Source organism: Micromonospora sp. SD12 (genome assembly GCF_052068495.1).
In the GTDB taxonomy this organism is placed as follows: Bacteria; Actinomycetota; Actinomycetes; order Mycobacteriales; family Micromonosporaceae; genus Micromonospora; species Micromonospora echinofusca.
In genome coordinates this window covers 116,260-140,865 of the sequence record NZ_JBQHDF010000015.1, presented here as the reverse complement: position 1 = coordinate 140,865, position 24,606 = coordinate 116,260, and the positions used below count along the sequence as shown (strand labels likewise).

Here is a 24,606-nt window from a genome sequence, read left to right as displayed (position 1 = left end):
GAAAAACTGTCCCGACAACAAAAAGTGTTGCCAAAGGAATCCAAGACCAGCCAAACCGAAGCCTGACCAGTCCAGGGGTATAAATCATAATTGGCACTGGCTTATCAAGCACCCTGTTGAGTTCTCAAAGAACAACCACACACCGCCCGGAAACCCCACACCGTGGAGCCCCCGACCCGGGGCATTTCGTTCGCGTCCCCGCCGCTTCCCGCGCCGGGCACTTTTACTACGTTACCCGGTGACTTCCGCCGCGTCAAACCGCTTCGCAGCGATCCGCACCACTTCAATCCCATTTCCGGGCACCACCCGACAACGGCTCGCGCCGTTGGCGACAGTGGATTCCGACAGGCCGGCCGCCACGGTCTCCCGTGAACTCGCCCGGTTCCCTACCGGCGATGAACCATACCCGGTCGGCTGCGCCTCACCAAATCCGCCTTCCGGCGGACCTGGGGCACCGCCCGGTCCGGACACCGGCGAGTCATCACACCGCCGGCCCGAAGCTCATTGCCGCGCCCGGCCTCCGGTGCATTTGCCCCGGTTAGTCCGTTCCGCGCTGGCAGAGAGAAAGTTACGCCCCCGGCGGATCGATCGTCAAATCCGCCGGGGGCGTCCCGCGTCACACGGTTCCTTCGTACGGTCAGCCGCGCAGCTCGACCCCGGCGAACGACCGCTTCCCGCGGCGCAGCACCAGGTACCGACCGTGCAGCAGGTCCCCGGGGCCCACGGTGGCGTCGGTCTCGGTGACCCGGGTGTTGTTCACGTAGGCGCCGCCCTCGGCGATCACCCGCCGTGCCTCCTTGAGGCTCGGCACCAGCCCGGAGTCGCGCAGCAGGCCGGCGACGTCGGGCAGCTCGTCGAGATGGACGAGACCCGCCTCGCTCAGCGCGGCGCGCAGCGTCGCCGGCGCGAGGTCGTCCAGCGAGCCGCGGCCGAAGAGCGCCTGGCTCGCGGCCACCACCTGCGCCATCTCGCGCTCGCCGTGCACGAGGGTGGTCAGCTCCTCGGCGAGCGCCCGCTGCGCCGCCCGGGCCGCGGGCCGCTCGGCGGTCTCCTTCTCCAACGCCTCCAGCTCCTCGCGGGAACGGAAGCTGAAGTAGCGCAGGTAGCGGCTCACGTCCCGGTCCTCGACGTTGACCCAGAACTGGTAGAAGGCGTACGGGCTGGTCATCTCGGGGTCGAGCCAGATGGCGCCGCCCTCGGTCTTGCCGAACTTCGTACCGTCGGACTTCGTCACCAGCGGCGTGGTGAACGCCTGCACCGGGCCGGCGCCCCGCCGGCGGATGTAGTCGACGCCGGCGGTGATGTTGCCCCACTGGTCCGAGCCGCCGAACTGGAGCTGGCAGCCGTGCCGACGGTGCAGCTCGAAGAAGTCGTTGGCCTGGAGCAGCTGGTAGCTGAACTCGGTGAAGCTGATGCCGCTCTCGAGCCGCGCCCGGACCACCTCCCGGGCCAGCATCTTGTTGACCGGGAAGTGCTTGCCGACGTCGCGGAGGAACTCGACCACCGACATCTCGCCGGTCCAGTCCAGGTTGTTGACCAGTTGGGCCGCGTTCTCCCCCTCGTAGGAGACGAAGGGGGCGAGCTGATCGCGGATCCGGGCCACCCAGCCGGCGACCACCTCAGGTGGGTTGAGGGTGCGCTCGGCGCTCTCCTTCGGGTCACCGATCTGACCGGTGGCGCCGCCGACGAGCAGCAGCGGGCGGTGCCCGGCGAGCTGGAGCCGACGCGCCGTGGCGACCTGCATGAGGTGGCCGACGTGCAGGCTCGACGCGGTCGGGTCGAAGCCCACGTAGTAGGCGGTGACACCGCCGTCGAGGAGCGTCCGCAACTCGTCGAGGTCGGTGGAGTCCTGGATCAGGCCCCGCCACCGCAGGTCATCGGTCAGGGAGTCCCGCCCGGGCGGCGGGAGGCTGCTGTCGGTCACGGTCACCGATTCTCCCCCATGACCGGGGACGCGACGTAGCGGGTTTGCCGGGCGGGCCGGCGGCGTAGGCTGGCGGCGCCGTGATCGAGAAGGGAAACGCCGTGGAGATGCCGGATCTGACGGGTGGCTTCGTCGCCCTGCTCGGCCTCGAACTCGACGAGGTGGGCGGCGACCGGGTGGTGATCCGTTGGCAGGTCCGCCCCGAGCTGCACCAGCCGTTCGGGATCCAGCACGGCGGCGTCTACTGCTCGGTGGCCGAGACCGCCGCCAGCATCGGCGGGGCCCTGTGGTTGGGCGAGCGGGGACGCGTCGTGGGCGTGTCGAACCAGACCGACTTCCTGCGCGCGGTACGCGACGGCGAGCTGACCGCCGTGGGCACGCCCGTGCACCGGGGGCGCAGCCAGCAGCTCTGGCAGGTGGAGATCACCGATGCCGACGCCCGGCTCGTGGCCCGGGGCCAGGTCCGGTTGCAGAACCTCTATCCGGCCTGACCGTTCAGCTGCGGGCCTCGTCCAGCACGGCCTCGGTCTCGTCGGGCGCGGGCTCGGCACGCCGGCACAGTCGTACCCCGGTGATGGCGCGGTGGTCGATGCGGGCGACCTCCAGCTCCCAGCCGTCGACGACGACGCTCTCCCCCGCCACGGTGGGGATGTGGCCGAGGCAGGCGAGCACGAGACCGGCGATGGTGGTGTAGTCGCCGCCGGGGCGGCCCGGCAGCTCGACGCCGACGTCGGCCAGGTCGTGCACGGGGAAGGTGCCGGGGAGCCACATCGTGCCGTCCGGCTCGGTGCGTACGGAGCGCACGTCCCGGTCGGTCTCGTCGTAGATCTCCCCGACGATCTCCTCCAGGATGTCCTCCAGGGTGACGATCCCGTCGACCGCGCCCCGTTCGTCCACCACCAGGGCGATGTGCTGGCGTTCGGCCTTGAACTGCCGCAACGCGTCCACCACCGGCAGGGAGTCCGGCAACAGCATCGGCGGGCGGGCGCACTCGTCGACCGGCCGGTCCTCGGGGACGCCGACCAGGTCACGCAGGTGGATCACGCCGACCGCGTCGTCGAGGCCGCCGTGGCGCACCACCGGCGCCCGGGAGTGGCCGGTGGCCGCCAGCAACAGCCGCGCGGCCTCCGCCGTGGTCCCGCTGTCGAGCGTGAAGACCTGCAACCGGGGTACGAGCACCGCCCGCAGCTGCCGGTCGGCGATCTCCACGGCGCCGGCGATGATGGTGCGCTGCTCCTTGGTGAAGCCGTGGTTGCCGGAGACGATGTCCCGCAGCTCGTCGGGGCCGATCTCGTCGGGCTCGTGCTTGGGATTGAGGCCGACGAGGCGTACGACCAGGTCGCTGGTGGCGCCGAGCGCCCAGACGGCCGGCCGGGTCACGGAGGCGAGCAGGTCCAGCGGGCGGGCCACCAGCAGCGCCCACCGCTCGGCCGCCTGCATGGCGATCCGCTTCGGAGCCAGCTCGCCGAAGACGAGGGTGACGAAGGTCAACGCGAGGGTGACCACCACGATCGCGACGGTCTCGGCGGCGCCGCCGAGCGCGCTGAGCAGCGGCACCAGGGGCTTGGCCAGCGACACCGCCGCTGCGGCCGACGCCAGGAAGCCGGCGAGGGTGATGCCGATCTGGATGGTGGCCAGGAAGCGGTTCGGGTCCTTGGCGAGGCGGGCCAGCACCCGGCCGGCCCGGCTGGTGCGTTCCAACCGCTGGATCTGGCTGTCCCGCAGCGAGACCAGCGCCATCTCGCTGCCGGCGAAGACCGCGTTGAGGACGACCAGGACACCGACCAGGGCCAGTTGGGTCCAGATGCTCTGCACTCCCGGCTCTCCTCACGCGGGACCGGTGCCCGCCGGCACGACGGGCACCGCCGGCCGAAGGTCACGGCCGGCGTAGGCCAGTCTGTGCCCACCGGGCCGGCCGGCGAACCCTCCTGCGGCGCAGGATGTGATCAGGCGCGCCCGGCGACCGGCGGGGCGGGCAGGTCGAGGACGTACGAGCGGCCCTCGGGGCGGAAGCCGAGCCGGTGGTAGTACGGGGCGACCATGCCGGGCGGGGTGACGACCCGACGGAATCCCCGGTCGGTGAAGAGGCTGCTGCGCCGGTAGACGAACTCGCCCGGGGTGAAGTCCCGGAACCGCCGGGTGACGTAGTCGAGGTCGACCTGCGCCACGCCGTCCGCCGCCGCGTGCGACAGCACCACGCCGACCACCTCGTCGGCGCGCACCACCAGGAAGGCGGAGCGTTCGGCGGCGCTGCCGGGGGGCCAGCGGAAGCCGGGATTGAACCGGGCGATGTCGGCGGCGTGCACCTTCAGCGTGTGGGCCAGGAACTGGTCGTCGACCCCGACCTCCACCACCTGGTAGGTGGCCTCGTCGTGGCGGGTGGCGAGCATGGCCCGCAGGTACCAGACGTTGATCACGGCGAGTACGACGTTCAGCCCCACCATGGGCCAGACCTGCACGGCGGCGTTGTAGCCGATCAGGATCAGGCAGCCGACCAGGTTCAGGGCACGCAGCCGGAGGATGCGCGTCTGCAGCAGCGACCAGACCAGCAGCGCCGAGCCGGTCCAGCCGATCAGTTCCAGCCAGTTCACGCCGCGAGAGTAGTGGGCGCCCCGAGCCGGCGGGCCGGCGGGCGGCGGCGGGTCAGTCCGCGGCGAGCTCCAGCACCCACTCCTCCACCTCGGCGCCCCGGCCGTCGGCGTACGCCTTGTCCTCGCCGATGACGACGAAGCCGCACTTGCGCAGCACGGCGAGCGAGGCCCGGTTGTCCTTGGCGGCGCGGGCGTGCACGGGCCGCGCGGGCAGCTCGCGCAGCAGCGCGGTGAGCGCGGCGGTGGCGTAGCCCCGGCCCCAGCGGCGCGGGTCGATCCAGTAGCTGACCTCGGTGCGCTCGTCGACGGGGAAGGCGGCCACATGGCCCACGACCTCGCCGTCGACGACCGCCGTGCGGGCGACGATGCGCTCGTCGGCGCGCACGCGGCGCCAGTGCGCGTCGAAGCGCTCCCGGTCGGTCGGGTCCTTCGGCCCGAAGGCCGCCATCCAGTTGGCCTCGACGTCCTGCTCGTGGCTGAAGAAGGCGGGCAGGTCTTCGTCGCGGACGGGACGCAGGCGCAGGTCGGCGGTCATCGCCCGAGGATAGGGCCCGGGTGCGACACGTCCGGGACCTCCGGCCCGGTCGGTGCCCCTTCGGCCCTGCCGTGGGTGGCTGCCGCGTTGCTACCAACGAGGAGGGACGAGGTTCCCGGCGGAAGCGGAGGAGGCCGGCACCATGACCAAGTACGTCTACGACTTCATCGAAGGCGACCGGAGCAGGGCAGACCTGCTCGGCGGCAAGGGCGCCGACCTGGCCGAGATGACCCGGGGCTGCCGGTGCCGCCCGGCCCGCGGCGCCACGCCCGCGCCCGGGCGGCCACCGGCGCCCCCCGTGCCGGTGGGACCGGTGTTGGAGCTGCCGGGCACGCCCACGGCCGCGCTGGTGCCGGTGACTCACCGGGGCCGTCCGGTCGGCGCGTTCGTCCTGCACGACGGTCGGGTCCGCTACCGTCCCGTGTTCGACCCGGACCGCCTGCTCGGCGCGACCGTCGGTGTGCTCGCCGTCGGTCTGGCCGCCGCCGCGGTGGCGGCGCGGGGCCGGCGCCGGCCGCCGGCGATCGGCGCGCTCACCATGGGACCGGGCGGATGGGTCAGCCTCAGGGGCCTGCCCGCCCCGACGCCACGCGCCCCCCGTCCGTGGTGGGCCCGCGTCCTGCGCGCCCGCCGGCTGGTGATCGAACGCTGAGCCCGGCGGAGGACCTGCCGACAGGGGTCGGAGGTCCCGGGCCGGGACGGTCCTGAGCCTCTGCCCGGCCCCGGCCCCGGCCCGCACGATGGTTGGTGGAAGCGAGACAAGAGCTGGGAGGCCCCCGATGCGAGCCACGGTCGTCACCGCGTTCGATCGTCCGCTGGAGATCTTCGACGTGCCGGTGCCGGAGCCCGGCCCCGGCCAGGTGCTGGTCCGGATCGAGGCCAGCGGGCTGTGCCACACCGACATCCACGCCGCCCGCGGGGACTGGCCGGTCAAGCCGAACCCGCCCTTCGTCCCCGGCCACGAGGGGGTCGGCATCGTCGAGCGGGTCGGCCCCGACGTCACCGAGCACGCCGTCGGCGACCGGGTCGCGCTGCCCTGGCTCGGCTGGGCCTGCGGCACCTGCGAGTACTGCGTCAGCGGTTGGGAGACGTTGTGCGAGTCGCAGCGCAACACCGGCTACGCGATCGACGGCGCGCACGCCGAGTACGCCCTCGCGTCGGCCCGCTACGCCGTCCGGGTGCCGACCGGCGTCGACCCGGTGGAGGCGGCCCCGCTGACCTGCGCGGGCGTGACCACGTACAAGGCCGTCCGGGTGGCCGGGGTGCGGCCCGGCGAGCGGGTGGCGATCTTCGGCGTCGGCGGGCTCGGGCACCTCGCGCAGCAGTACGCCCAACTGCACGGCGCCGAGACCGTGGCCGTGGACGTCACCGGGGAGAAGCTGGACCTGGCCACCTCCCTCGGCGCGACGCACACGGTCGACGCGTCCCGGGTCGACCCGGTCGAGGCGATCACCGCCCTCGGCGGCGTCGACGTGGCGGTCGTGCTGGCCGCCAGCCCGACCGTGATCGCGCAGGCGCACACCTGCCTGCGTCGCGGCGGCCGGCTGGTGCTGGTCTCGCTGCCGAAGGACAACACGATGAGCCTGCCGGTCTTCGAGACCGTCCTCAAGGGGATCACCGTGATCGGCTCGATCGTCGGCACCCGCGCCGACCTGGCGGAGGTGTTCCGCCTGCACTCGGCCGGCCGCACCCGGGTCGTGCACGAGGTGCGCAAGCTCGACGAGATCAACGAGGCGATGGAGGACGTGCTCGCCGGGCGGGTCGCCGCCCGGCTGGTGCTCCAGCCCTGACCCGCCCGCCCGGCCGCCGCGACCACGGCGGCCGGGCCTCACCCACCGGCGCTCGGAAGGGACCGATCATGGCCGCGAAACAGCACCTGGACCCGTGGCGGGGCTTCGCCGCCGGCACCTGGCGGGAGTCCGTCGACGTGGCGGACTTCATCCGGCGCCACCACGAGCCGTACACCGGGGACGGGTCGTTCCTCACCGGGCCGACCGACCGGACCCTGGCGGTCTGGGGGGCGTTGCAGGAGCTCTTCGTCGCCGAGCGCCGCCGGGGCGTGCTCGACGTGGACGCCGCCACCCCGTCGACGATCACGTCGCACGGTCCCGGGTACATCGACCGGGAGAGGGAACTGATCGTCGGCCTCCAGACCGACGCGCCGCTGCGGCGGGCGATCATGCCCGCCGGCGGGCTCCGGATGGTCGAGGCCGCCCTCGAGGCGTACGGCTTCACGCCGGACCCCGTCGTGCACCGGATCTTCACCACGTACCGCAAGACCCACAACGACGCGGTCTTCGACGCGTACCCGGCCGACGTGCTGGCGGCCCGCCGCTCGCACGTCATCACCGGGCTGCCGGACGCGTACGGTCGCGGGCGGATCATCGGCGACTACCGGCGGGTGGCCCTGTACGGGGTGGACCGGCTCGTCGCCGAGCGCCGGGCGCTGAAGGCGGCGCTGGACGCGCGGCCGTCGGCCGACGACGTGATCCGGGAGCGGGAGGAACTGGCCGAGCAGGCCCGGGCCCTCGGCGAACTGAAGGAGATGGCCGCCGGCTACGGCTTCGACGTCTCCGTGCCCGCCGCCACCGCCCGACAGGCCGTGCAGTGGTTGTACTTCGCGTACCTGGCGGCCACGAAGGAGCAGAACGGGGCCGCGATGTCGCTGGGGCGCACCGCGACCTTCCTCGACGTCTACCTGCGGCGGGACCTGGCCGAGGGCCGGCTGACGGAGACGACCGCCCAGGAACTGGTCGACGACTTCGTGATCAAGCTGCGGATCATCCGGTTCCTGCGCACCCCCGAGTACGACCAGCTCTTCTCCGGCGACCCGACGTGGGTGACCGAGTCGCTGGGCGGGATGGGCGCCGACGGCCGGCCGCTGGTGACCCGGACCAGCTTCCGCTACCTGCAGACCCTGTACAACCTGGGCCCGGCGCCGGAGCCGAACCTGACCGTGCTCTGGTCGCCGCGACTGCCGGAGGGGTTCAAGCGGTTCTGCGCGCAGGTGTCGCTGGACACCAGCGCCATCCAGTACGAGAACGACGACCTGATCCGCCCGGCGTACGACGACGACACCGCGATCGCCTGCTGCGTGTCGGCGATGCGGGTGGGCCGCGACATGCAGTTCTTCGGTGCCCGGGCCAACCTCGCCAAGGCGCTGCTCTACGCGATCAACGGCGGCCGCGACGAGCTGACCGGCGAGCAGGTGGCGCCGGCCGCGCCGCCGGTCGGCGGGGAGGTCCTCGACCACGCCGAGGTGCTGGCCGCGTACGACCGGACGCTGGACTGGCTGGCCGAGACGTACGTGGACGCGCTGAACGTCATCCACCACATGCACGACCGGTACGCGTACGAGCGGCTGGAGATGGCGCTGCACGACCACCCGGTGCGCCGGTTCATGGCCACCGGCATCGCCGGCCTGTCGGTCGCGGTGGACAGCCTCGCGGCGATCCGGTACGGCCGGGTGAAGGTGCTGCGCGACGCCACCGGCCTGGCCGTCGACTACGTCGTCGAGGGCGATCCCCCGACCTTCGGCAACAACGACGACCGGGCCGACGAGATCGCCGTGTGGCTCGTGGAGACGTTCGCGGAGAAGCTGCGCCGGCAGCGCACCTACCGCGACGCCGAGCTGACGCTGTCGGTGCTGACCATCACCTCCAACGTGGTGTACGGCCGGCACACCGGCGGCACCCCCGACGGGCGGCGAGCCGGCGAGCCGTTCGCCCCCGGCGCGAACCCGATGAACGGGCGGGACACGCACGGCCTCGTCGCGGCGGCGCTGTCGGTGGCGAAGCTGCCGTACGACGCCGCCCGCGACGGCATCTCACTGACCGGCACGGTCACCCCGGACGGGCTGGGCCACACCCGCGAGGAGCGGATCACCAACCTGGCCGGGGTGCTCGACGGGTACGCCGACGCGGGCGGGTTCCACCTCAACGTCAACGTGCTCGACCGGGCGACGCTGCTCGACGCGATGGCCCACCCCGAGCGGTACCCGCAGCTGACCGTGCGGGTGTCCGGGTACGCGGTCAACTTCGTCCGGCTCACCCCCGAGCAGCAGCGCGACGTGGTGTCCCGCACGTTCCACGGCGCGCTGTGAGCACCGCCGAGCGGGAGCTGACCGGGGCCGTGCACTCCTTCGACCTGTCGATCGGGGTGGACGGCCCCGGCACCCGGTTCGTGGCCTTTCTCGCCGGGTGCCCGCTGCGCTGCCGCTACTGCCACAGCCCGGACACCTGGTACCGGCGCAGCGGCCAGCGCCGGAGCGTCGACGAGCTGGTCGCCGAGATCGAGCGGTACCGGCGGTTCATCACGGTCGCCGGCGGCGGGGTGACGCTCAGCGGCGGGGAGCCGTTGCAGCAGCCCCGGTTCACCGGGGAGGTGCTGCGCCGCTGCCACGAGCTGGGCCTGCACACCGCCCTGGACACGTCCGGCTTCCTGGGCGAGCGCGCCGACGACGCCCTGCTCGACGCCACCGACCTGGTGCTGCTGGACGTCAAGTCGTGGGATCCGGCGACGTACCGGGCCGTGACCGGCACGGGCGAGGTCGCGCCGACGCTGCGGTTCGGCCGCCGGCTGGCGGACCGGGGCACCCCGGTCTGGATCCGCTTCGTGCTGGTGCCGGGGCTCACCGACGCCGTGCCCAACGTCGCCGGGGTGGCGGACTTCGCGGCCTCGCTCGCCACGGTCGAGCGGGTGGAGGTGCTGCCGTTCCACCGCCTCGGGGCGCACAAGTACGCGGAGCTGGGGCTGCGGTTCCCCCTCGCCGACACCGAGCCGCCCACGCCGGAGCTGCTGGAGCGGGTCCGTGGGCAGTTCGCGGCGCGCGGCCTGACGGTCTGCTGAGCGGGGCACGACCCGACGGTGCGCAGCGGCGGGGCGACGGGAGCGCGGGCGGCGGGCGGTGACGGCGCGGGCCCGGCGGATCAGCCGGCGGGCGAGGCATCCACCGGGTAGCCGTACAGGTCGAGCAGCCGGCCCCGGGCCGCGTGCAGCCGGTCGACCACCACGCTCATGAAGCGGGTGGTGAGCTGTCGGCCGAACGCGTCGTCGGACTCCATCAGGCGGCGCACCCCCTCGGCGGTGAACTCCACCGCCGTACTGCGTTGGGCGGCCACCGCCCCGAACTGCCAGCGGTACGGCGGGAACAGCCACGACCAGCCCAGCACCCCGCCCGGGCCGATGGTCTCGATCTCCACGTCGCCCCGGCCGGGCACCGCGAAGTCGAGCGCCACCCGACCGCCGCGCACCAGCCAGAAACGTTCGGCGGGCTGGTCGGCCCGGAACAGCCGGTATCCGGGGTGCCAGACCACCGGCCGGGCGTGGCCGGCGAGCCGGGGCAGCCACGGCTCGGGCAGCCCGGCGAGGAACGGGTGCGCGCGCAGCACGTCCAGGGTGGTCATGCGATGCCCCTTTCGTGGGGCGGGCCGGCGGTCGCCGGTGCCCGCGACGGGTCGTTCCGGCTCCCCATTGGACCGCGCGGCGGGTGCGGGCGGCAGGGCCGTTGGTCCCGGGTCGCGCGGGCGCAACTCCCCTGGCGGGTGTCGCGCGAGGGGGCGAGGGTGGAATCGGCAGGGTGCGCCGCGACGGCGCCACGGCAGAGCGGAGGACGATGTGGGACAGTCCGGACGGCGGCGGATCGGGGGGCGTACCGGTGCCCGCTGACACCTCGACCAGGCCGGCGGCCGGGCTCAGCACGGCGGAGGCCGCCGCGCGGCTGCGCGCGGACGGGCCGAACGCGGCGGTCGCCCCGCCCCGCCGGCACCTGGGCGGCCGGGTCCTGCACCAGCTCACCGATCCCCTGGTGGCGTTGCTGCTGGCCGCCGCCGTGGTCACCGCCGTGCTGCGCGACTACCCGGACACGGCGGTGATCGTGCTGGTGGTGCTGGTGAACACCGCCATCGGGGTGGTGCAGGAGGTCCGCGCGGACCGGGCGATCGCCGCGTTGGACCAGCTCGCCGCGCCCACGGCCAGGGTCGTACGGGACGGCCGCGACGTCGTCCTGCCCGCCGCCGACCTCGTCCGTGGTGACCTGGTGCGCATCGAGGCCGGCGACGTGGTCCCCGCCGACCTGCTGCTCGACGAGGCGGCGCGGCTGAGCGTCGACGAGGCGGCGCTGACCGGCGAGTCGGTGCCGGTGGCGCGCAGCGCGGGCGAGGAGGCCAGCGCGGGGACGGTGGTCACCACCGGGCGGGCCACCGGCACGGTGGTACGCACGGGCGCCGCCAGCGCGCTCGGCCGGATCACCGCCCTGGTGGCGTCCACCCGGCCCGCCGCCACCCCGTTGCAGCGCCGCCTCGCGGGGCTCGGCCGGATGCTCGGCTTCGCCGCGGTGGTGCTCTCGGGACTGGTCTTCGTCATCGGCGTCGTCGGTGGGCGGCCGGTGGTCGACATGGCGGTCACTGCGGTGAGCCTGGTGGTGGCGGCCGTGCCGGAGTCGCTGCCGGCGGTCGTCACCCTCGCCCTGGCCCTCGGCGCCCGCCGGATGGCCGGGGCGCGGGCGATCCCCCGCCGGCTGCACGCGGTCGAGACGCTCGGTTCCGTCACCGTCATCGCCTCGGACAAGACCGGCACGCTGACCGAGGGCCGGATGGCGGTGCAGCACGCCGTCACCGGCGACGGTTCCCGCTACGGCGTCACCGGCAGCGGCTACGCGCCGCACGGCGCGGTGCACCAGCGGGGCGCGCCGGTGGCCGTACCGGACGACCTGCGCCGACTGGCACGGGCCGGGCTGCTCTGCAACGACGCGACCCTGGCGCCACCCACCGACGAGCGGACGGAGTGGACGGCCGTCGGGGACCCGCTGGAGGCGGCGTTGGTCGCCTTCGCCGCCCGGTGCGGGCTCGACCCGGAGCGCACCCGGTCGGCGTGGCCGCGCGTCGCGGAGCACCCCTTCGACCAGGAGCTGCGCCGGATGACCACCGTGCACCGCTCCTGCGACCAGCGGTACCTGGTGGTGTGCAAGGGCGCCCCGGAGAACGTGCTGGCCGCGCCGCTGGTCGACGCCTCCGCCGAGGAGATCGCCGAACTGACCGCCGCCGCGCACCGGCTGGCCGCCGAGGGGCTGCGGGTGCTGGCGGTCGCGTCCGCCATGGTGGACGCGCCGCCGGCCGACCCCGCCCGGCCGGTCGGGCTGCGGCCCGTGGGGCTGGTCGCCGTCGGCGACCCGCTGCGCACGGGCGCGGCCGAGATCGCGGGCAGCTTCGACGACGCCGGGGTCCGGCTGGTGCTGATCACCGGCGACCACCCCGCCACCGCCGCGGCGATCGGCGGCCAGCTCGGGCTCTGGCGCGAGGGCGACCCGGTCGTACGCGGGGACGACGGCGACCCGGCGCGGGCGCACCCGCAGGCACGGGTGTTCGCGCGGACCCAGCCGGAACAGAAGCTCGACATCATCGCCGGCCTCCAGTCGCGGGGGCACGTGGTGGCGATGACCGGCGACGGGGTGAACGACGCTCCGGCGCTGCGCCGGGCCGACATCGGGGTGGCGATGGGCGGCGGCACGGAGGTCGCCCGGCAGGCCGCCGACCTGGTGCTCGTCGACGACGACCTGTCCACCGTCGCCGCCGCGATCGGCGAGGGCCGCCGCATCTACGACAACATCCGCCGGTTCCTGCGCTACGCGCTCTCCGGCGGGGTCGCCGAGATCGCGGTGATGCTGCTCGGTCCGCTGTTCGGGCTGGCCGTACCGCTGCTGCCGGCGCAGATCCTGTGGGTGAACCTGCTCACCCACGGCGTGCCGGGGGTGGCGCTGGGCGCGGAGCCGGCGGAGCCGGGCACGCTGCGTCGGGCGCCGCGCTCCCCGTCCGAGTCGGTGCTCGGTGCCGGCCTGGGCCGTGACGTGCTGGTCACCGGCGCGCTGATCGCCGCCGTGGTGCTCGGCGCCGGGGTGCTCGCCGCGCACTGGGACCGGCCCTGGCAGTCGGTGGTCTTCGTGGTGCTCGGCCTGGCCCAGCTCGGGGTGGCGCTCGCGGTACGCGCGCCGCGACCGCGCGGCGCCCGGCACGGCAACTGGGCGCTGCCGGTCGCGGTGGCGGTCTCCGCCCTGCTCCAGGTCGCCGGGGTGCTGCTGCCTCCGCTGCGGGAGCTGCTCGGCACCGAGCCGCTCGGCGCGGCGGAGCTGCTGGCCTGCGCCGCCGTCAGCGTGCTGCCCGGGCTGGTGCTGCGGCTGGCCCGCCGGCCGGCCGGCGGCACCCCGACGGGCGCCGTCGGGACGGATCCGGCCGGGACGGACGTCGCCGCGACGGGCACGGGGACGGACCCCGCCGGGACGGACGTTGCCGCGACGGGCGCGGGGACGGACGCCGTCGACGCCCGTTGGCCTGCGATTCGGGACCAAGGTCCCACCGGTCGGGACGCCCGCCCCTGACCGGTAGCGTTCGGATGGAGCAGGCTGGAGCTGGACAGAAGGAGGAGTCGATGACCATCAAGACCGGTGCCCCCGTCGTGGTGGGTGTGGACGGTTCGGCCGCCGCACTGGACGCGGTCCGGGTGGCGGCGCGGGAGGCTGCCGACCGGCAGCGTCCGCTGCGGGTCGTACACGCCTTCATCTGGCCTCTGACGCGCGCCCCGCTCGGCGCCGCGGAGGGCGCGCCGGCCGGCGCCGGCCTGCGCAACCAGGCCGAACGGTTCGTCGCCGAGGCCATCGCCGAGGCCAACAAGATCGCCCCGGACGTGCCGGTGACCGGCGTGGTGGTCGAGGGCGCGGCGACTCCCGTCCTGCTCGGCGAGTCCCGGGACGCCGCCCTGCTGGTGCTGGGCCACCGGGGCCTGGGCGGTTTCGCCGGGCTGCTGCTCGGCTCCGTCACCGTGCAGGTCGCCGCCCACGCGAAGGTCCCCGTCCTGGTGGTACGCGGCGAGCAGCGCGCCGACGGCCCGGTCGTGGTGGGCGTCGACGGCTCCGAGTGCTCCCTGGAGGCCGTCGCGTTCGCGTTCGAGGAAGCGAGCCGCCGGGGCGCCCCGCTGGTCGCGGTGCAGGCCTGGCTCTACCCGACGCCGGTCGGCCCGGGCGACATCCTGCCCCTGGTCTACGACCTGGACGCCCTCGCCGCGGACGAGGAGCGCGCCCTCGCGGAGTCCCTCGCCGGCTTCGCCGAGCGCTACCCCGACGTGCCGGCGCAGCACCGGCTGGTCCGCGGCTCCCCCGGCGGCGTACTGGTCGAGGAGTCGAAGAAGGCCCAGCTGGTGGTCGTGGGCGCGCGCGGGCGGGGCGCGCTGGGCGGGCTGCTGCTCGGCTCGGTCAGCCACGCGGTCCTGCACCACGCTCACTGCCCGCTGGTGATCGTGCGGCACCCCAAGCAGGCCGACGCGTCCTGACCCGGTCACCGCACCACGACGCCGTCGCGTCGGCCGCTCCCCCGGCCGGCGCGACGGCGTCGGCGCAAATGCCGGCGACCCGGCGGTGCCGCGTCGACAATGACCTGATCGACCTCTGGGAGGGCTGATGAACCGACCCGTGGTGGCGGGTGTGGACGGATCCCCGGCGAGCCTGCTGGCGGCGGAGCACGCCGCGCGGGCCGCCGTGCTGCGGTCGCGCCCCCTGCACCTGGTGCACGGCTACCTGCACCCGCTCGGCTACGGCGTGCCGCTCAACCCGTACGACGTGGGGTTGCCGGCGCCGACCGAGGAGGCGCAGAAGATGTTGGAACGCACGGCCGTCGACCTCGAGGGGCGTTGTCCGGGGCTGACCGTCGAGGTACGCCAGGTGGCGGGCGGGCCGGGGGCGACGCTGGTCGAGGAGTCCCGACGGGCCGAGCTGGTGGTGGTGGGCAGCCGGGGGCTGGGCGGCTTCGCCGGGCTGCTGCTCGGCTCGGTCGGCACGCAGGTGGCCGCCCACGCGCACTGCCCGGTGCTGGTGGTGCGCCCCGCCGAGGAGCCGATCCCCGTCGCCGGGCCGGTGCTGGTCGGGGTGGACGGGTCGGAGTCCGCCGAGCTGGCGGTGGGGTACGCGGCCGACGAGGCGACCCGCCGTGGTGACGGGCTGGTGCTGGTGCACGTCCAGCCGCCCGACGGGGACGGCCCGGCGGACGGGGCGACCCGGACGCCGGACGCGGAGTCCGCCGAGCTGCTGGCCACCGCCGAGGCGGCCGTGCGGGGCAGCCACCCGGGGCTGGCCGTCGAGGCACGGGTGCTCCGGGCGCCGAAGGCCGAGCAGGCACTCGTCGAGGCCAGCGCGGACGCGGCGCTGGTGGTGGTCGGCTCACGGGGCCGGGGCGGCTTCGCCGGTCTGCTGCTCGGGTCGGTCAGCCAGGCCCTCGTGCAGCACGCGCGCTGCCCGGTGCTGGTGGCCCGCCCGTACGCTCACGCCCGCTGACGTGCCCCGGCCCGCCGGCCCCGGGCGGGGTCGGCGGGCCGGCGGCCCTCAGCGGTCCCGGCCGCCGAGCAGCTCGTCGAAGCTGGTGGTGAGCGCGAACGGGTCGGCGGGGCCGGTGGAGGCCGGTCGCCGGTGGATCTGCTCGGCCAGCTCGTTGCCGGCGCGGACGATCCGCGCCCGCAGCGCGCCGTCGGCGACTCCGGCGGACCAGTCCTCCGGGGCGGCGAAGACGGCGGTGGGCACCACCACCGAGCGCAGGTGGGCGAACATCGGCCGGACGGCGTGCTCCAGCGCCAGCGAGTGCCGGGCCGTTCCGCCGGTCGCCCCGGCCAGCACCGGCCGGTCCGCCAGCGCGCCGGGCCCGACCAGGTCGAAGAACGACTTGAACAGCCCGTTGTACGAGGCGTGGAAGATCGGCGTGACGGCGATCAGCCCGTCCGCGCCGGTGACCGTGTCGAGCACCTGGCGCAGTGCGGGCGACGGGAAGCCGGTCAGCAGGTGGTTGACGACGTCGTGGGCGTGCTCGCGCAGCTCGACGGGGCGTACGTCGACGTCGTCGCCGCGCCGGGCCAGCTCGTCGCGGGTGGCCGCGGCGAGCTGGTCGGCGAGCAGCCGGGTCGACGAGGGCCGCCCCAGCCCGGCCGACACCACGGCGAGGGTACGGCGGCTCATCGGCCGGCCTCCGCCCCGGCCCGCTCGGCGGCGTCCCGCAGCGACGCGTGGGTGGGCGCGGCGGGCACGTGCGCCGGGCGCAACGACTCGAACTCCTTGCGCAGCACGGGCACGACCTCCTCGCCGAGCAGGTCGAGCTGCTCCAACACGGTCTTCAGCGGCAGGCCGGCGTGGTCCATGAGGAACAGCTGGCGCTGGTAGTCGCCGACGTAGTCGCGGAAGCCCAGCGTGCGGTCGATGACCTGCTGCGGGCTGCCCACGGTCAGCGGCGTCTGGGCGGTGAACTCCTCCAGCGACGGGCCGTGGCCGTAGACGGGCGCGTTGTCGAAGTACGGGCGGAACTCCCGCACCGCGTCCTGCGAGTTGCGCCGCATGAACACCTGCCCGCCGAGGCCCACGATGGCCTGGTCGGCGGAGCCGTGGCCGTAGTGGGCGTAGCGCTGCCGGTAGAGCCCGACCATCCGCTGGGTGTGCTCCGGGGGCCAGAAGATGTGGTTGGCGAAGAAGCCGTCGCCGTAGTAGGCGGCCTGCTCGGCGATCTCCGGGCTGCGGATCGAGCCGTGCCAGACGAACGGCGGCACGCCGTCGAGCGGACGCGGCGTCGACGTGAACGACTGCAACGGGGTGCGGAAGCGGCCCTTCCAGTCGACGACGTCCTCGCGCCAGAGCCGGTGCAGCAGGTCGTAGTTCTCGATGGCGAGGGGGATGCCGTTGCGGATGTCCTGGCCGAACCACGGGTAGACGGGCCCGGTGTTGCCGCGCCCCATCATCAGATCCACCCGGCCGTCCGCGAGGTGCTGGAGCATCGCGTAGTCCTCGGCGATCTTCACCGGGTCGTTGGTGGTGATCAGCGTGGTGGAGGTGGAGAGCAGCAGGCGCTCGGTGCGGGCGGCGATGAAGCCCAGCATGGTGGTGGGCGACGACGGCACGAACGGCGGGTTGTGGTGCTCGCCGGTGGCGAAGACGTCGAGGCCGACCTCCTCGGCCTTGAGCGCGATGGCGACCATCGCCTTGATCCGCTCATGCTCGGTCGGCTCGCGACCGGTGGTCGGGTCGACCGTGACGTCGCCGACGGTGAAGACTCCGAACTGCATGACCAGCTCCTCGTGTCGTCCCTGGCCGGGGCCCGTACGGCTCCCGGACGCACGGCACAACATATTTGACGAGTCAACTATTCCGCTGCGGAGGCGCCGCCGGTGGCCGCCGTCACACCGTCCGCGTCGATCGCGCGGCAGGCGCCCGGGCAGGTCAGCGACTGCGCGGCACGTGCCGGCGGTAGGCGCTCACGGTGGGATCGCCGGCGATCCAGAACCGCCACGGCACGTCGCGCGCGCCGGTCACGCCCACCCGGGGCCCGGTCGCGATCGCCTCCGCGGGCACCGGGGCGTCGGCCGGGCGCAGGCGGACGGGGCCGTCGCCGAGCAGCCAGCGGCCGTAGGCGCCCTTGTCGACACCCAGGGCCGCGCAGAGCCGGGCGGGCCCGCGCGCCAGGTCGACGTCCCGGCGTACGGCGGGGCGCCGGGCGCGGGCCGCCTCGACGCCGTCGACCACCTCGCCGGCGCGCAGCAGCACCGCCGAGGCCTCCCCGTCGGGCCCGGTGACGACGTTCATGCACCAGTGCATGCCGTAGGTGAAGTAGACGTAGGCGTGCCCCGCCGGCCCGAACATGACGGCGTTGCGCGGGGTGCGGCCCCGGTGCGCGTGCGAGGCCGGGTCGCCGGCCGTGCCGGCGTACGCCTCGACCTCGGTGATGCGGACGGTGACGCCGCCGGCGGTGAGTCGGCAGCCCAGCAGGCCGCGCGCCGCCGGCACCACGGGCCCGGCGAGCAGGTCGGCCAGCCCCGCGAGGTCGGCGGGGCGACGGTCGGAGTACGCCACCACGGCAACGACCCTATCCGCTGGCGCCGGCCGGCGCCGATCGCTTGTCAACACTTCATTGACAACGGATCGTTTCCATGCTGGAGTGTGGCAATGACCGACTCCTTCACCCCGCCCGACGCCGGCGCGTCCCGGGCGCACCGCACGTACGCCGCGCTGCACCGCATCAGCGAGCGGCACGCCGGCACCGAGGCGCGCCGCCGCCGGCACACCAACCCCTACCTGCCGGACACCTACGAGGCGGTCGCGCTGGTCACCGCCCTGGCCGCCGGCGGGGCCGAGGCCGAGGCCGGCGAGGAGCCGGTCGACGACGCGGACCTCGTCGCGGCGCTCACCCTCGTGCCGCACCTGCGTGCCGAGGTCGACACGATGGAGGCGGGGCTGCTGACGCTGGCCCGCAGCCGCGGGCTGACCTGGCAGCAGATCGCGTACGGGCTCGGACTGGGCAGCGCGCAGGCGGCCAAACAGCGCTACGAACGACTCTCCGCCCGCACCGCCACCACCGACTGACCCCGCCGATGGGCGAGACTGGGCCCGACAGCGGTGTCGAGGAGGACGCGATGACGCGCGAGGAGATGCTGGCGTACTGCCTGGGCAAGCCGGGCGCCCGGCTGGACCAGCCGTGGGAGGGCGACGAGGTGGTGAAGGTCGGCAGCCGGATCTTCGCCTTCCTGGGCTCCTCCGGGGCCGACGACCCGACGGTCGGGGTGAAGTGCGGGCCGAGCCGCGAGGTGGCCGACGAGTGGCTGCACCGGCACCCGGGCGACGCGCGGCCGTCGCCGTACATCGGGCGCTCCGGCTGGAACACGCTGCGCCTGGCCGGCGGGATCGACGACGAGGAGCTGATCGAGGCGGTCGACGCCTCGTACGACGCGGTGGTGGCGAAGCTGCCGAAGCGCGAACGCCCGGCGGGCTGAACCCCGCGCGGCGCCGGGTGGCGCCGCGCGGGGTCGGCGACTCAGCGGGGCACGACCCGCTCGGCGGCCCACTCCCGCCAGCCGACGAGCTGGTCGGCGGCGATGGCGAGTTGGTCGGCGACCGGCCCGGGGCCGGTCGAGCCGGGCGTGATCCGGGCGGCGAGCGCCGAGCGGACCGAGAGCACGTCGCGCACCGACGGGTCGAGGTGCTCGCTGACCGCCGCGAGGTCGTCGTCGCTGACCTCGTCGAGGGCGCAGTCACGGGCCACGCAGAGCGCCACCAGCTTGCCGGTGATCTCGTGCGCGTCGCGGAACGGCACGTTGCGGCGGACCAGCCAGTCGGCGACCTCGGTGGCGAGGGAGAAGCCCACCGGCGCGGCCGCGACGAGCCGGTCGGCGCGTACGGTCATCGTGGAGATCATCCCGGCGAGCGCGGGCAGCAGCAGCTCCAGGGTGTCGACCGCGTCGAAGGCCGGCTCCTTGTCCTCCTGCATGTCCCGGTCGTAGGTCATCGGCAGGCCCTTGAGCATGGTCAGCACGCTCATCAGCCCGCCGACGAGCCGACCGGACTTGCCCCGGGCCAGCTCGGCGATGTCCGCGTTCTTCTTCTGCGGCATGATCGACGAGCCGGTGGCGAACGCGTCGTCCAGCTCCACCCAGCCGAACTCCTGCGACGTCCAGAGCACCACCTCCTCGCCGAGGCGGGACAGGTGCACCCCGATCATCGCGGTGACGAAGAGGAACTCGGCGACGAAGTCCCGGTCGGCCACGGCGTCCATCGAGTTGGCGAAGGACGTGCGGAAGCCCAGCTCCTTGGAGACGGCCACCGGGTCCAGCGGCAGGCCGGAGCCGGCGAGCGCGCCCGCGCCGAGCGGGCTGACCGCCGTGCGGTGGTCCCAGTCACGCAGCCGCTCCAGGTCACGCAGCAGCGGCTGCACGTGCGCCAGCAGCCAGTGCCCGAAGGTGACCGGCTGGGCGTGCTGGAGGTGCGTCATGCCGGGCGCGGCCGTCTCCACGTGCCGCTCGGCCTGCTCCACCAGGGCCTCGGCCAGCTCGACCAGCCGGCCGGCCACGCCCCGGGCGTGGTCGCGCAGGTAGAGCCGCAGGTCGGTGGCGACCTGGTCGTTGCGGGAGCGGCCGGCGCGCAGCTTGCCGCCCAGGCTGCCGAGCCGCTCCAGCAGCCCGCGCTCCAGGGCGGTGTGCACGTCCTCGTCGTCGACCGTGGGGCGGAACTGCCCGGAGGCGCAGGCCGCCTCCAGGTCGTCCAGGGCGGCGAGGATGCGGCCCAGCTCCTCCGGGTCGAGCAGGCCGGCCCCCGCGAGCACGCGGGCGTGCGCGCGGGACGCCGCGATGTCGTACGGGGCCAGCCGCCAGTCGAACTGCACGCTCACCGACAGGCGGGCCAGGGCCTCGGCGGGGCCGCCGGCGAACCGGCCACCCCACAGGCTCGTGCGGTTGGTCGCGGCGCTGTTCTCGGTCAGGCTCTTGTCGTCCACGCCGCCCATTGTGGTGCCCATGCTCAGCAGCCCCCCAGCCGGGCGTCCCGCGCGGCGGCCAGCCTGCTCGGCAGGCCCCAGAGCTGCACGAAGCCCTTGGCCAGGGACTGGTCGAAGGTGTCGCCGGTGTCGTAGGTGGCCATGCCGAAGTCGTACAGGCTGGCCTCCGAGCGGCGCCCGGAGACGGTGGCCCGGCCGCCGTGCAGGACCAGCCGTACCTCGCCGGTGACGTGGCGCTGCGCGTCGTCGATGAACGCGTCCAGGGAGCGCTTCAGCGGGGAGAACCACAGGCCGTCGTAGACCAGCTCGCCCCAGCGCTGGTCGACGCCGCGCTTGAACCGGGCCAGGTCCCGCTCCACGGTCACCGCCTCCAGCTCCTGATGGGCGGTGATCAGCGCGATCGCGCCCGGCGCCTCGTACACCTCGCGGCTCTTGATGCCCACGAGGCGGTCCTCGACCATGTCGAGCCGGCCGACGCCCTGGGCGCCCGCGCGCCGGTTGAGCTCCAGGATCGCCTGGTACGGGGTTACGGTCTCGCCGTCGATCGCCACCGGGACGCCGGCGTCGAAGGTGATCACGACCTCGTCGGGGTCGCGCTCCTGCGCCGGGTCGCAGGTATACGCGTACAGCTCCTCGACGGGTGCGTTCCAGATGTCCTCCAGGAAGCCCGTCTCGACGGCGCGCCCGAACAGGTTCTGGTCGACGGAGTACGGCGACTTCGCCGACACGTCGATCGGCAGCCCCTTCTCCTCGGCGAAGGCGATCGCCTTGTCCCGGGTCCACGCGAAGTCCCGGGCCGGCGCGACGATCCTCAGGTCGGGCGCGAGCGCGCCGAGGCCGGCCTCGAAGCGGACCTGGTCGTTGCCCTTGCCGGTGCAGCCGTGCGACACGATGGTGCCGCCGTGCCTGCGGGCCGCGGCCACCAGGTGCTTGACGATCAGCGGCCGGGACAGCGCGGAGACCAGCGGGTAGCGGTCCATGTAGAGCGCGTTCGCGCGGATGGCCGGTAGGCAGTACCCGGCGGCGAACTCGTCGCGCGCGTCGATGACCTCGGACTCCACGGCGCCGCAGTCCAGCGCGCGCCGCCGGACGGCGTCGAGGTCCTCGCCGCCCTGCCCGACGTCGACCGCCACCGCGATCACCTCGGCGCCGGTCCGGTCGGCCAGGTACGGGATGGCGACGGAGGTGTCCAGCCCTCCGGAATAGGCGAGTACGACCCGCTCGGTCATGGTGTGGCGTTCCCTTCCACGTTCTCCTCCCGGCGGGCCCACCCGGTGAGCTTGTCGCCGAGCGCGGCGCCGCCGACGGCCTCGCGGGCCACGACGAGGATGGTGTCGTCGCCGGCGATGGTGCCGACGATCTCGGGCAGGCCCGCCCGGTCCAACGCGCTGGCCAGGTAGTGGGCTGCGCCCGGTGGGGTGCGCAGTACGGCGATGTTGCCGCTGGCGTCGACCCCGTTGAGCAGTTCCCGAAGCAGCCGGACCAGCCGGGCCGGCGCCGCCTCGGCGTCGCGCAGCGGCCGGTGGCCGTCCTCGGGGATCAGGTAGACGGCCCGCCCGTCGCCGCCGCGCGCGGTGACCGCGCCCAACTCCTTGAGGTCGCGGGAGAGCGTGGCCTGGGTGACCTGGATGCCGTCGCCGGAGAGCAGGTCGGCCAGCTCGGTCTGCGAGTGGATCGCCTTGTCGCGGATCAGCTCGACGATGCGGGCGTGCCGGGCGGCGCGGGTCAGCGGGGCGGTCATGGTGTCTCCCTGGTGGCGGCGACGCCCGGCCCCGCTGCGTCCGGGGCGGCGGGCGCGGCCCCGAGGAGGAACGTCAGCAGCGCCTTCTGGGCGTGCAGTCGATTCTCCGCCTGGTCGAACACGACGCTCTGCGGGCCGTCGAGCACCTCGTCGGTGATCTCCTCCCCCCGGTGCGCGGGCAGGCAGTGCAGCACGACGGCGCCGGGCGCGGCGTGCCCGAGCAGCGCGGCGTTGACCTGGTACGGCAGGAACGGGGTGATCCGGTCCAGCCCGTCGTCCTCCTGGCCCATCGAGGTCCAGGTGTCCGTGGCGACCACGTCGGCGCCGGCCACGGCCGCCACCGGATCGGTCAGCGCCCGCACCGAGCCCCCCGTGCCGTCGGCGATCTTGGCGGCCCGGTCGACCACCTCCGGGTCGGGGCCGAAGCCGACCGGCCCGGCGACCCGGACGTGCATGCCGGCCATCGCCCCGGCCAGCAGGTACGAGTGGGCCAGGTTGTTCGCGGCGTCGCCCACGTACGCCAGCGTCCGCCCGACGGTGCCGCCGCAGTGCTCGCGGATGGTGAGCAGATCGGCCAGGAGCTGACAGGGGTGGAAGCCGTCGGTCAGCGCGTTGACCACCGGCACGGACGCGCCGTCGGCGACCTCGGCGATCCGGTCGTCGCCGTGGGTACGCAGCACGATCGCCGCCACGTAGCGGGACAGCACGCGGCCGGCGTCGGCGAGGGTCTCGCCCCGCCCGAAGTGGGTGACCTGGGTGTCCACCACGAGTGGATGCCCGCCCAACTCGGCGATGCCGACGTCGAACGAGAACCGGGTACGCAGGCTCTGCTTGTCGAAGAGCACCGCCACCGACCGGGGCCCGGCCAGCGGCCGGTGGCCGAACCGGTCGGCCTTCATCCGCGCCGCGAGGTCGAGCACGGCCGACTGCTCGGCGGGGGTCAGGTCGTCGTCGCGCAGGAAGTGCCGGATCACGCGCTCGCCTCCGTAGCGTTCGGCATCGCCGCCACGCCGGCGGTGGGCGTGCTCGGCGTGGTCGCCGCGCCGGCGGCCGGGGTGGTCGGGGTGGTCGGGGTGGTCGGCGTGGTCGGGGGCATGGCCGGCGTCGAGATCTTGGTGAGTTCGTGCCCCTCCAGGGGCCGATTCGTACCAAGATCTGAAACGGGATCGGGGGCGGCAGTCGGGACGGAGCCGGCGGCGGCGGGGGTCGCGGCGTCGAGTGCGGCGGGGAGGGCGGCCAGGAGGGCGTCGGCCTGGGCGACGGTGAGGATCAGCGGCGGGGCGAGCCGTACCACGCCGGGCTGCACGGGGTTGACCAGGAAGCCGGCCTCGCGCAGCGCCTCGGCGAGCACCTTCGCGACGGGCGCGGTCAGCACCACGCCGAGCAGCAGGCCGGCGCCCCGTACGCCGTCGACCAGCGGGTGGCCCAGCGCCTCGATCCCCCGGCGCAGCCGCTCGCCGACCCGCTTGACGTGGTCGAGCAGCCCCTCGCTGGCGATGGTCGACACCACGGCGAGCGCGGCGGCGCAGCTCACCGGGTTGCCGCCGAAGGTGGTGCCGTGCGAACCGGGGGCCAGCAGCTCGGCGGCCCGGCCGAAGGCCAGGCAGGCGCCGATGGGCAGCCCGCCGCCGAGCCCCTTGGCCAGGGTCACCACGTCGGGCTCGACACCATCGGCCTGGTGCGCGAACCAGTGCCCCGTACGCCCGACGCCGGTCTGGACCTCGTCGAGCACCAGCAGCGCGCCGTGCCGGGCGGTGATCCGCCGCGCGGCGGCCAGGTAGCCGGCCGGCGGGACCACCACGCCGTTCTCCCCCTGCACCGGTTCCAGGATCACCATGGCGGTGGCGTCGCTGACCGCCGCCTCCAGGGCCGCCACGTCGCCGTAGTCGACGTGCGTCACCTCACCGGGCAGCGGGCGGAACGGGTCGGCCTTGGCCGGCTGGCCGGTGAGGGCGAGCGCGCCCATGGTGCGCCCGTGGAAGCCGCCCCGGGTGGCGACCACGTGCGAGCGGCCGGTGAGCCGCGACAGCTTGAACGCCGCCTCGTTGGCCTCCGCGCCCGAGTTGGCGAAGAAGACCCGTCCGGGCCGCCCGGCCAGGGCCAGCAGCAGCTCGGCGAGGGCCACCGGCGGCTCGGCGACATAGAGGTTGGAGACGTGCCCGAGGGTGGCGACCTGCTTCGACACGGCCGCCACCACCGCCGGATGGGCGTGCCCGAGGGCGTTGACCGCGATGCCGCCGACGAAGTCGACGTACTCCCGGCCGGCGTCGTCGACCACGACGGCGCCGGAGCCGGAGACGAGAGCGAGCGGCGGCGTACCGTAGTTGTCCATCATGGACTGCGCCCAGCGCTCGACGAGCGTGCTCATCCGGTGGCCCTGCCTTCCTCGTTGACGACCGCGGGGCCCGCGGATCCACTGCTCGCGCTCACGGCGCCCGCCTCGTTCCCGACTGCGGGGCTCGCAAGCTCACTCCTCGCGCTCACCACACCCGCCTCGTTCCCGACTGCGGGGCTCGCAAGCTCACTCCTCGCGCTCA

Annotated in this window: 23 protein-coding genes; 10 read left to right on the top strand and 13 right to left on the bottom strand. The window is 74.4% G+C overall.

All coding sequences use genetic code 11. From position 1 onward, the window contains the following. Nucleotides 1–637: 637 nt before the first annotated feature. Nucleotides 638–1,924, bottom strand: a complete 1,287-nt coding sequence (tyrS, locus tag ACTMS2_RS23550; RefSeq protein ID WP_441177327.1) for a tyrosine--tRNA ligase — start codon at nt 1,922–1,924, stop codon at nt 638–640. A gap of 83 nt (nt 1,925–2,007) precedes the next feature. Here tyrS and ACTMS2_RS23545 point away from each other — a divergent pair, with 83 nt between their 5' ends. Then, on the top strand, nt 2,008–2,415 hold the full coding sequence (locus ACTMS2_RS23545; RefSeq protein ID WP_441177326.1) for a PaaI family thioesterase: 408 nt from the start codon (nt 2,008–2,010) through the stop codon (nt 2,413–2,415). A gap of 4 nt (nt 2,416–2,419) precedes the next feature. Here the strand turns inward: ACTMS2_RS23545 and ACTMS2_RS23540 are convergent, their stop codons facing one another. The 3 genes from ACTMS2_RS23540 to ACTMS2_RS23530 form a co-directional block, all read right to left on the bottom strand. Continuing rightward, nucleotides 2,420–3,739, bottom strand: coding sequence for a hemolysin family protein (locus tag ACTMS2_RS23540; RefSeq protein ID WP_441177319.1), 1,320 nt, complete (start codon nt 3,737–3,739; stop codon nt 2,420–2,422). Between the two features lie 131 nt (nt 3,740–3,870). After that, nucleotides 3,871–4,515 carry a hypothetical protein gene (locus tag ACTMS2_RS23535; RefSeq protein WP_441177318.1) on the bottom strand — a complete coding sequence of 215 codons (645 nt, stop codon included), beginning with the start codon at nt 4,513–4,515 and terminating at the stop codon, nt 3,871–3,873. Between the two features lie 52 nt (nt 4,516–4,567). Next, on the bottom strand, nt 4,568–5,050 hold the full coding sequence (locus tag ACTMS2_RS23530; RefSeq protein WP_441177317.1) for a GNAT family N-acetyltransferase: 483 nt from the start codon (nt 5,048–5,050) through the stop codon (nt 4,568–4,570). A 142-nt stretch (nt 5,051–5,192) separates the two neighbouring features. Here ACTMS2_RS23530 and ACTMS2_RS23525 point away from each other — a divergent pair, with 142 nt between their 5' ends. The 4 genes from ACTMS2_RS23525 to pflA all read left to right on the top strand — a co-directional run bounded on the left by ACTMS2_RS23525 (nt 5,193) and on the right by pflA (nt 9,898). Next, the gene (locus ACTMS2_RS23525) at nt 5,193–5,702 is read left to right on the top strand and encodes a hypothetical protein (protein WP_441177328.1); all 510 of its coding nucleotides are present in this window, start codon (nt 5,193–5,195) and stop codon (nt 5,700–5,702) included. A gap of 127 nt (nt 5,703–5,829) precedes the next feature. Next, the gene (locus tag ACTMS2_RS23520) at nt 5,830–6,840 is read left to right on the top strand and encodes an alcohol dehydrogenase catalytic domain-containing protein (protein ID WP_441177316.1); all 1,011 of its coding nucleotides are present in this window, start codon (nt 5,830–5,832) and stop codon (nt 6,838–6,840) included. Nucleotides 6,841–6,908: 68 nt separating this feature from the next. Then, a complete protein-coding gene (pflB, locus tag ACTMS2_RS23515) occupies nt 6,909–9,152 on the top strand; it encodes a formate C-acetyltransferase (protein ID WP_441177315.1) in 2,244 nt (747 codons plus the stop codon). Then, nucleotides 9,149–9,898: a pyruvate formate-lyase-activating protein gene (pflA, locus tag ACTMS2_RS23510; protein WP_250101252.1), complete on the top strand. Its 750-nt coding sequence runs from the start codon at nt 9,149–9,151 to the stop codon at nt 9,896–9,898. The genes pflB and pflA overlap by 4 nt, the downstream gene beginning before the upstream one ends. 80 nt (nt 9,899–9,978) lie before the next feature. On the opposite strand, the gene ACTMS2_RS23505 is transcribed toward pflA, so the two are convergent. Continuing rightward, on the bottom strand, nt 9,979–10,455 hold the full coding sequence (locus ACTMS2_RS23505; RefSeq protein WP_441177314.1) for a cyclic nucleotide-binding domain-containing protein: 477 nt from the start codon (nt 10,453–10,455) through the stop codon (nt 9,979–9,981). 209 nt (nt 10,456–10,664) lie between these two features. On the opposite strand from ACTMS2_RS23505, the gene ACTMS2_RS23500 reads away from it, so the two are divergent. The 3 genes from ACTMS2_RS23500 to ACTMS2_RS23490 all read left to right on the top strand — a co-directional run bounded on the left by ACTMS2_RS23500 (nt 10,665) and on the right by ACTMS2_RS23490 (nt 15,365). Further along, nucleotides 10,665–13,421 carry a cation-translocating P-type ATPase gene (locus ACTMS2_RS23500; RefSeq protein ID WP_441177313.1) on the top strand — a complete coding sequence of 919 codons (2,757 nt, stop codon included), beginning with the start codon at nt 10,665–10,667 and terminating at the stop codon, nt 13,419–13,421. Nucleotides 13,422–13,471: 50 nt separating this feature from the next. Next, nucleotides 13,472–14,368 (top strand): universal stress protein, encoded by an 897-nt coding sequence (locus tag ACTMS2_RS23495; RefSeq protein ID WP_441177312.1) that lies wholly within the window; start codon nt 13,472–13,474, stop codon nt 14,366–14,368. Between the two features lie 127 nt (nt 14,369–14,495). After that, nucleotides 14,496–15,365, top strand: a complete 870-nt coding sequence (locus tag ACTMS2_RS23490) for a universal stress protein (RefSeq protein WP_441177311.1) — start codon at nt 14,496–14,498, stop codon at nt 15,363–15,365. Nucleotides 15,366–15,413: 48 nt separating this feature from the next. Here the strand turns inward: ACTMS2_RS23490 and ACTMS2_RS23485 are convergent, their stop codons facing one another. The 3 genes from ACTMS2_RS23485 to ACTMS2_RS23475 form a co-directional block, all read right to left on the bottom strand. Then, the gene (locus tag ACTMS2_RS23485) at nt 15,414–16,037 is read right to left on the bottom strand and encodes an FMN reductase (RefSeq protein WP_441177310.1); all 624 of its coding nucleotides are present in this window, start codon (nt 16,035–16,037) and stop codon (nt 15,414–15,416) included. Then, nucleotides 16,034–17,131: an LLM class flavin-dependent oxidoreductase gene (locus tag ACTMS2_RS23480; RefSeq protein ID WP_441177309.1), complete on the bottom strand. Its 1,098-nt coding sequence runs from the start codon at nt 17,129–17,131 to the stop codon at nt 16,034–16,036. The genes ACTMS2_RS23485 and ACTMS2_RS23480 overlap by 4 nt, the downstream gene beginning before the upstream one ends. A gap of 154 nt (nt 17,132–17,285) precedes the next feature. After that, nucleotides 17,286–17,915 carry a DNA-3-methyladenine glycosylase gene (locus tag ACTMS2_RS23475; protein WP_441177325.1) on the bottom strand — a complete coding sequence of 210 codons (630 nt, stop codon included), beginning with the start codon at nt 17,913–17,915 and terminating at the stop codon, nt 17,286–17,288. A gap of 93 nt (nt 17,916–18,008) precedes the next feature. On the opposite strand from ACTMS2_RS23475, the gene ACTMS2_RS23470 reads away from it, so the two are divergent. Then, nucleotides 18,009–18,425, top strand: coding sequence for a DNA-binding protein (locus ACTMS2_RS23470; RefSeq protein WP_441177308.1), 417 nt, complete (start codon nt 18,009–18,011; stop codon nt 18,423–18,425). Nucleotides 18,426–18,475: 50 nt separating this feature from the next. Further along, complete coding sequence (locus tag ACTMS2_RS23465) at nt 18,476–18,832, top strand: MmcQ/YjbR family DNA-binding protein (RefSeq protein WP_101414883.1); 357 nt, start codon at nt 18,476–18,478, stop codon at nt 18,830–18,832. Between the two features lie 41 nt (nt 18,833–18,873). On the opposite strand, the gene argH is transcribed toward ACTMS2_RS23465, so the two are convergent. From argH to ACTMS2_RS23440, 5 genes are read right to left on the bottom strand one after another with little or no spacing between them, the layout of a single operon-like run. Beyond that, nucleotides 18,874–20,337, bottom strand: a complete 1,464-nt coding sequence (gene argH / locus ACTMS2_RS23460; RefSeq protein ID WP_441177324.1) for an argininosuccinate lyase — start codon at nt 20,335–20,337, stop codon at nt 18,874–18,876. A gap of 14 nt (nt 20,338–20,351) precedes the next feature. Beyond that, nucleotides 20,352–21,557 carry an argininosuccinate synthase gene (locus ACTMS2_RS23455; protein ID WP_441177307.1) on the bottom strand — a complete coding sequence of 402 codons (1,206 nt, stop codon included), beginning with the start codon at nt 21,555–21,557 and terminating at the stop codon, nt 20,352–20,354. Then, on the bottom strand, nt 21,554–22,069 hold the full coding sequence (locus tag ACTMS2_RS23450) for an arginine repressor (RefSeq protein ID WP_089000931.1): 516 nt from the start codon (nt 22,067–22,069) through the stop codon (nt 21,554–21,556). The genes ACTMS2_RS23455 and ACTMS2_RS23450 overlap by 4 nt, the downstream gene beginning before the upstream one ends. Then, entirely contained in the window at nt 22,066–23,043 is a 978-nt protein-coding gene (gene argF, locus ACTMS2_RS23445) for an ornithine carbamoyltransferase (RefSeq protein ID WP_441177306.1), read from the bottom strand. The genes ACTMS2_RS23450 and argF overlap by 4 nt, the downstream gene beginning before the upstream one ends. Then, nucleotides 23,040–24,437: an acetylornithine transaminase gene (locus ACTMS2_RS23440; protein WP_441177305.1), complete on the bottom strand. Its 1,398-nt coding sequence runs from the start codon at nt 24,435–24,437 to the stop codon at nt 23,040–23,042. Before ACTMS2_RS23440 ends, argF begins: the two co-directional genes overlap by 4 nt. Between the last annotated feature and the right edge of the window lie 169 nt (nt 24,438–24,606).

Excerpts from the sequence above, each read along its gene's own strand:
- ACTMS2_RS23490 (WP_441177311.1), top strand. The coding sequence starts at position 14,496 with ATGAACCGACCCGTGGTGGCGGGTGTGGACGGATCCCCGGCGAGCCTG.
- ACTMS2_RS23485 (WP_441177310.1), bottom strand. The coding sequence starts at position 16,037 with ATGAGCCGCCGTACCCTCGCCGTGGTGTCGGCCGGGCTGGGGCGGCCC.
- ACTMS2_RS23520 (WP_441177316.1), top strand. The coding sequence starts at position 5,830 with ATGCGAGCCACGGTCGTCACCGCGTTCGATCGTCCGCTGGAGATCTTC.
- ACTMS2_RS23450 (WP_089000931.1), bottom strand. The coding sequence starts at position 22,069 with ATGACCGCCCCGCTGACCCGCGCCGCCCGGCACGCCCGCATCGTCGAG.
- ACTMS2_RS23465 (WP_101414883.1), top strand. The coding sequence starts at position 18,476 with ATGACGCGCGAGGAGATGCTGGCGTACTGCCTGGGCAAGCCGGGCGCC.
- argH (WP_441177324.1), bottom strand. The coding sequence starts at position 20,337 with ATGGGCGGCGTGGACGACAAGAGCCTGACCGAGAACAGCGCCGCGACC.
- ACTMS2_RS23525 (WP_441177328.1), top strand. The coding sequence starts at position 5,193 with ATGACCAAGTACGTCTACGACTTCATCGAAGGCGACCGGAGCAGGGCA.
- ACTMS2_RS23505 (WP_441177314.1), bottom strand. The coding sequence starts at position 10,455 with ATGACCACCCTGGACGTGCTGCGCGCGCACCCGTTCCTCGCCGGGCTG.
- ACTMS2_RS23470 (WP_441177308.1), top strand. The coding sequence starts at position 18,009 with ATGACCGACTCCTTCACCCCGCCCGACGCCGGCGCGTCCCGGGCGCAC.
- ACTMS2_RS23440 (WP_441177305.1), bottom strand. The coding sequence starts at position 24,437 with ATGAGCACGCTCGTCGAGCGCTGGGCGCAGTCCATGATGGACAACTAC.
- ACTMS2_RS23455 (WP_441177307.1), bottom strand. The coding sequence starts at position 21,557 with ATGACCGAGCGGGTCGTACTCGCCTATTCCGGAGGGCTGGACACCTCC.
- pflB (WP_441177315.1), top strand. The coding sequence starts at position 6,909 with ATGGCCGCGAAACAGCACCTGGACCCGTGGCGGGGCTTCGCCGCCGGC.
- ACTMS2_RS23500 (WP_441177313.1), top strand. The coding sequence starts at position 10,665 with ATGTGGGACAGTCCGGACGGCGGCGGATCGGGGGGCGTACCGGTGCCC.
- ACTMS2_RS23495 (WP_441177312.1), top strand. The coding sequence starts at position 13,472 with ATGACCATCAAGACCGGTGCCCCCGTCGTGGTGGGTGTGGACGGTTCG.
- ACTMS2_RS23530 (WP_441177317.1), bottom strand. The coding sequence starts at position 5,050 with ATGACCGCCGACCTGCGCCTGCGTCCCGTCCGCGACGAAGACCTGCCC.
- ACTMS2_RS23480 (WP_441177309.1), bottom strand. The coding sequence starts at position 17,131 with ATGCAGTTCGGAGTCTTCACCGTCGGCGACGTCACGGTCGACCCGACC.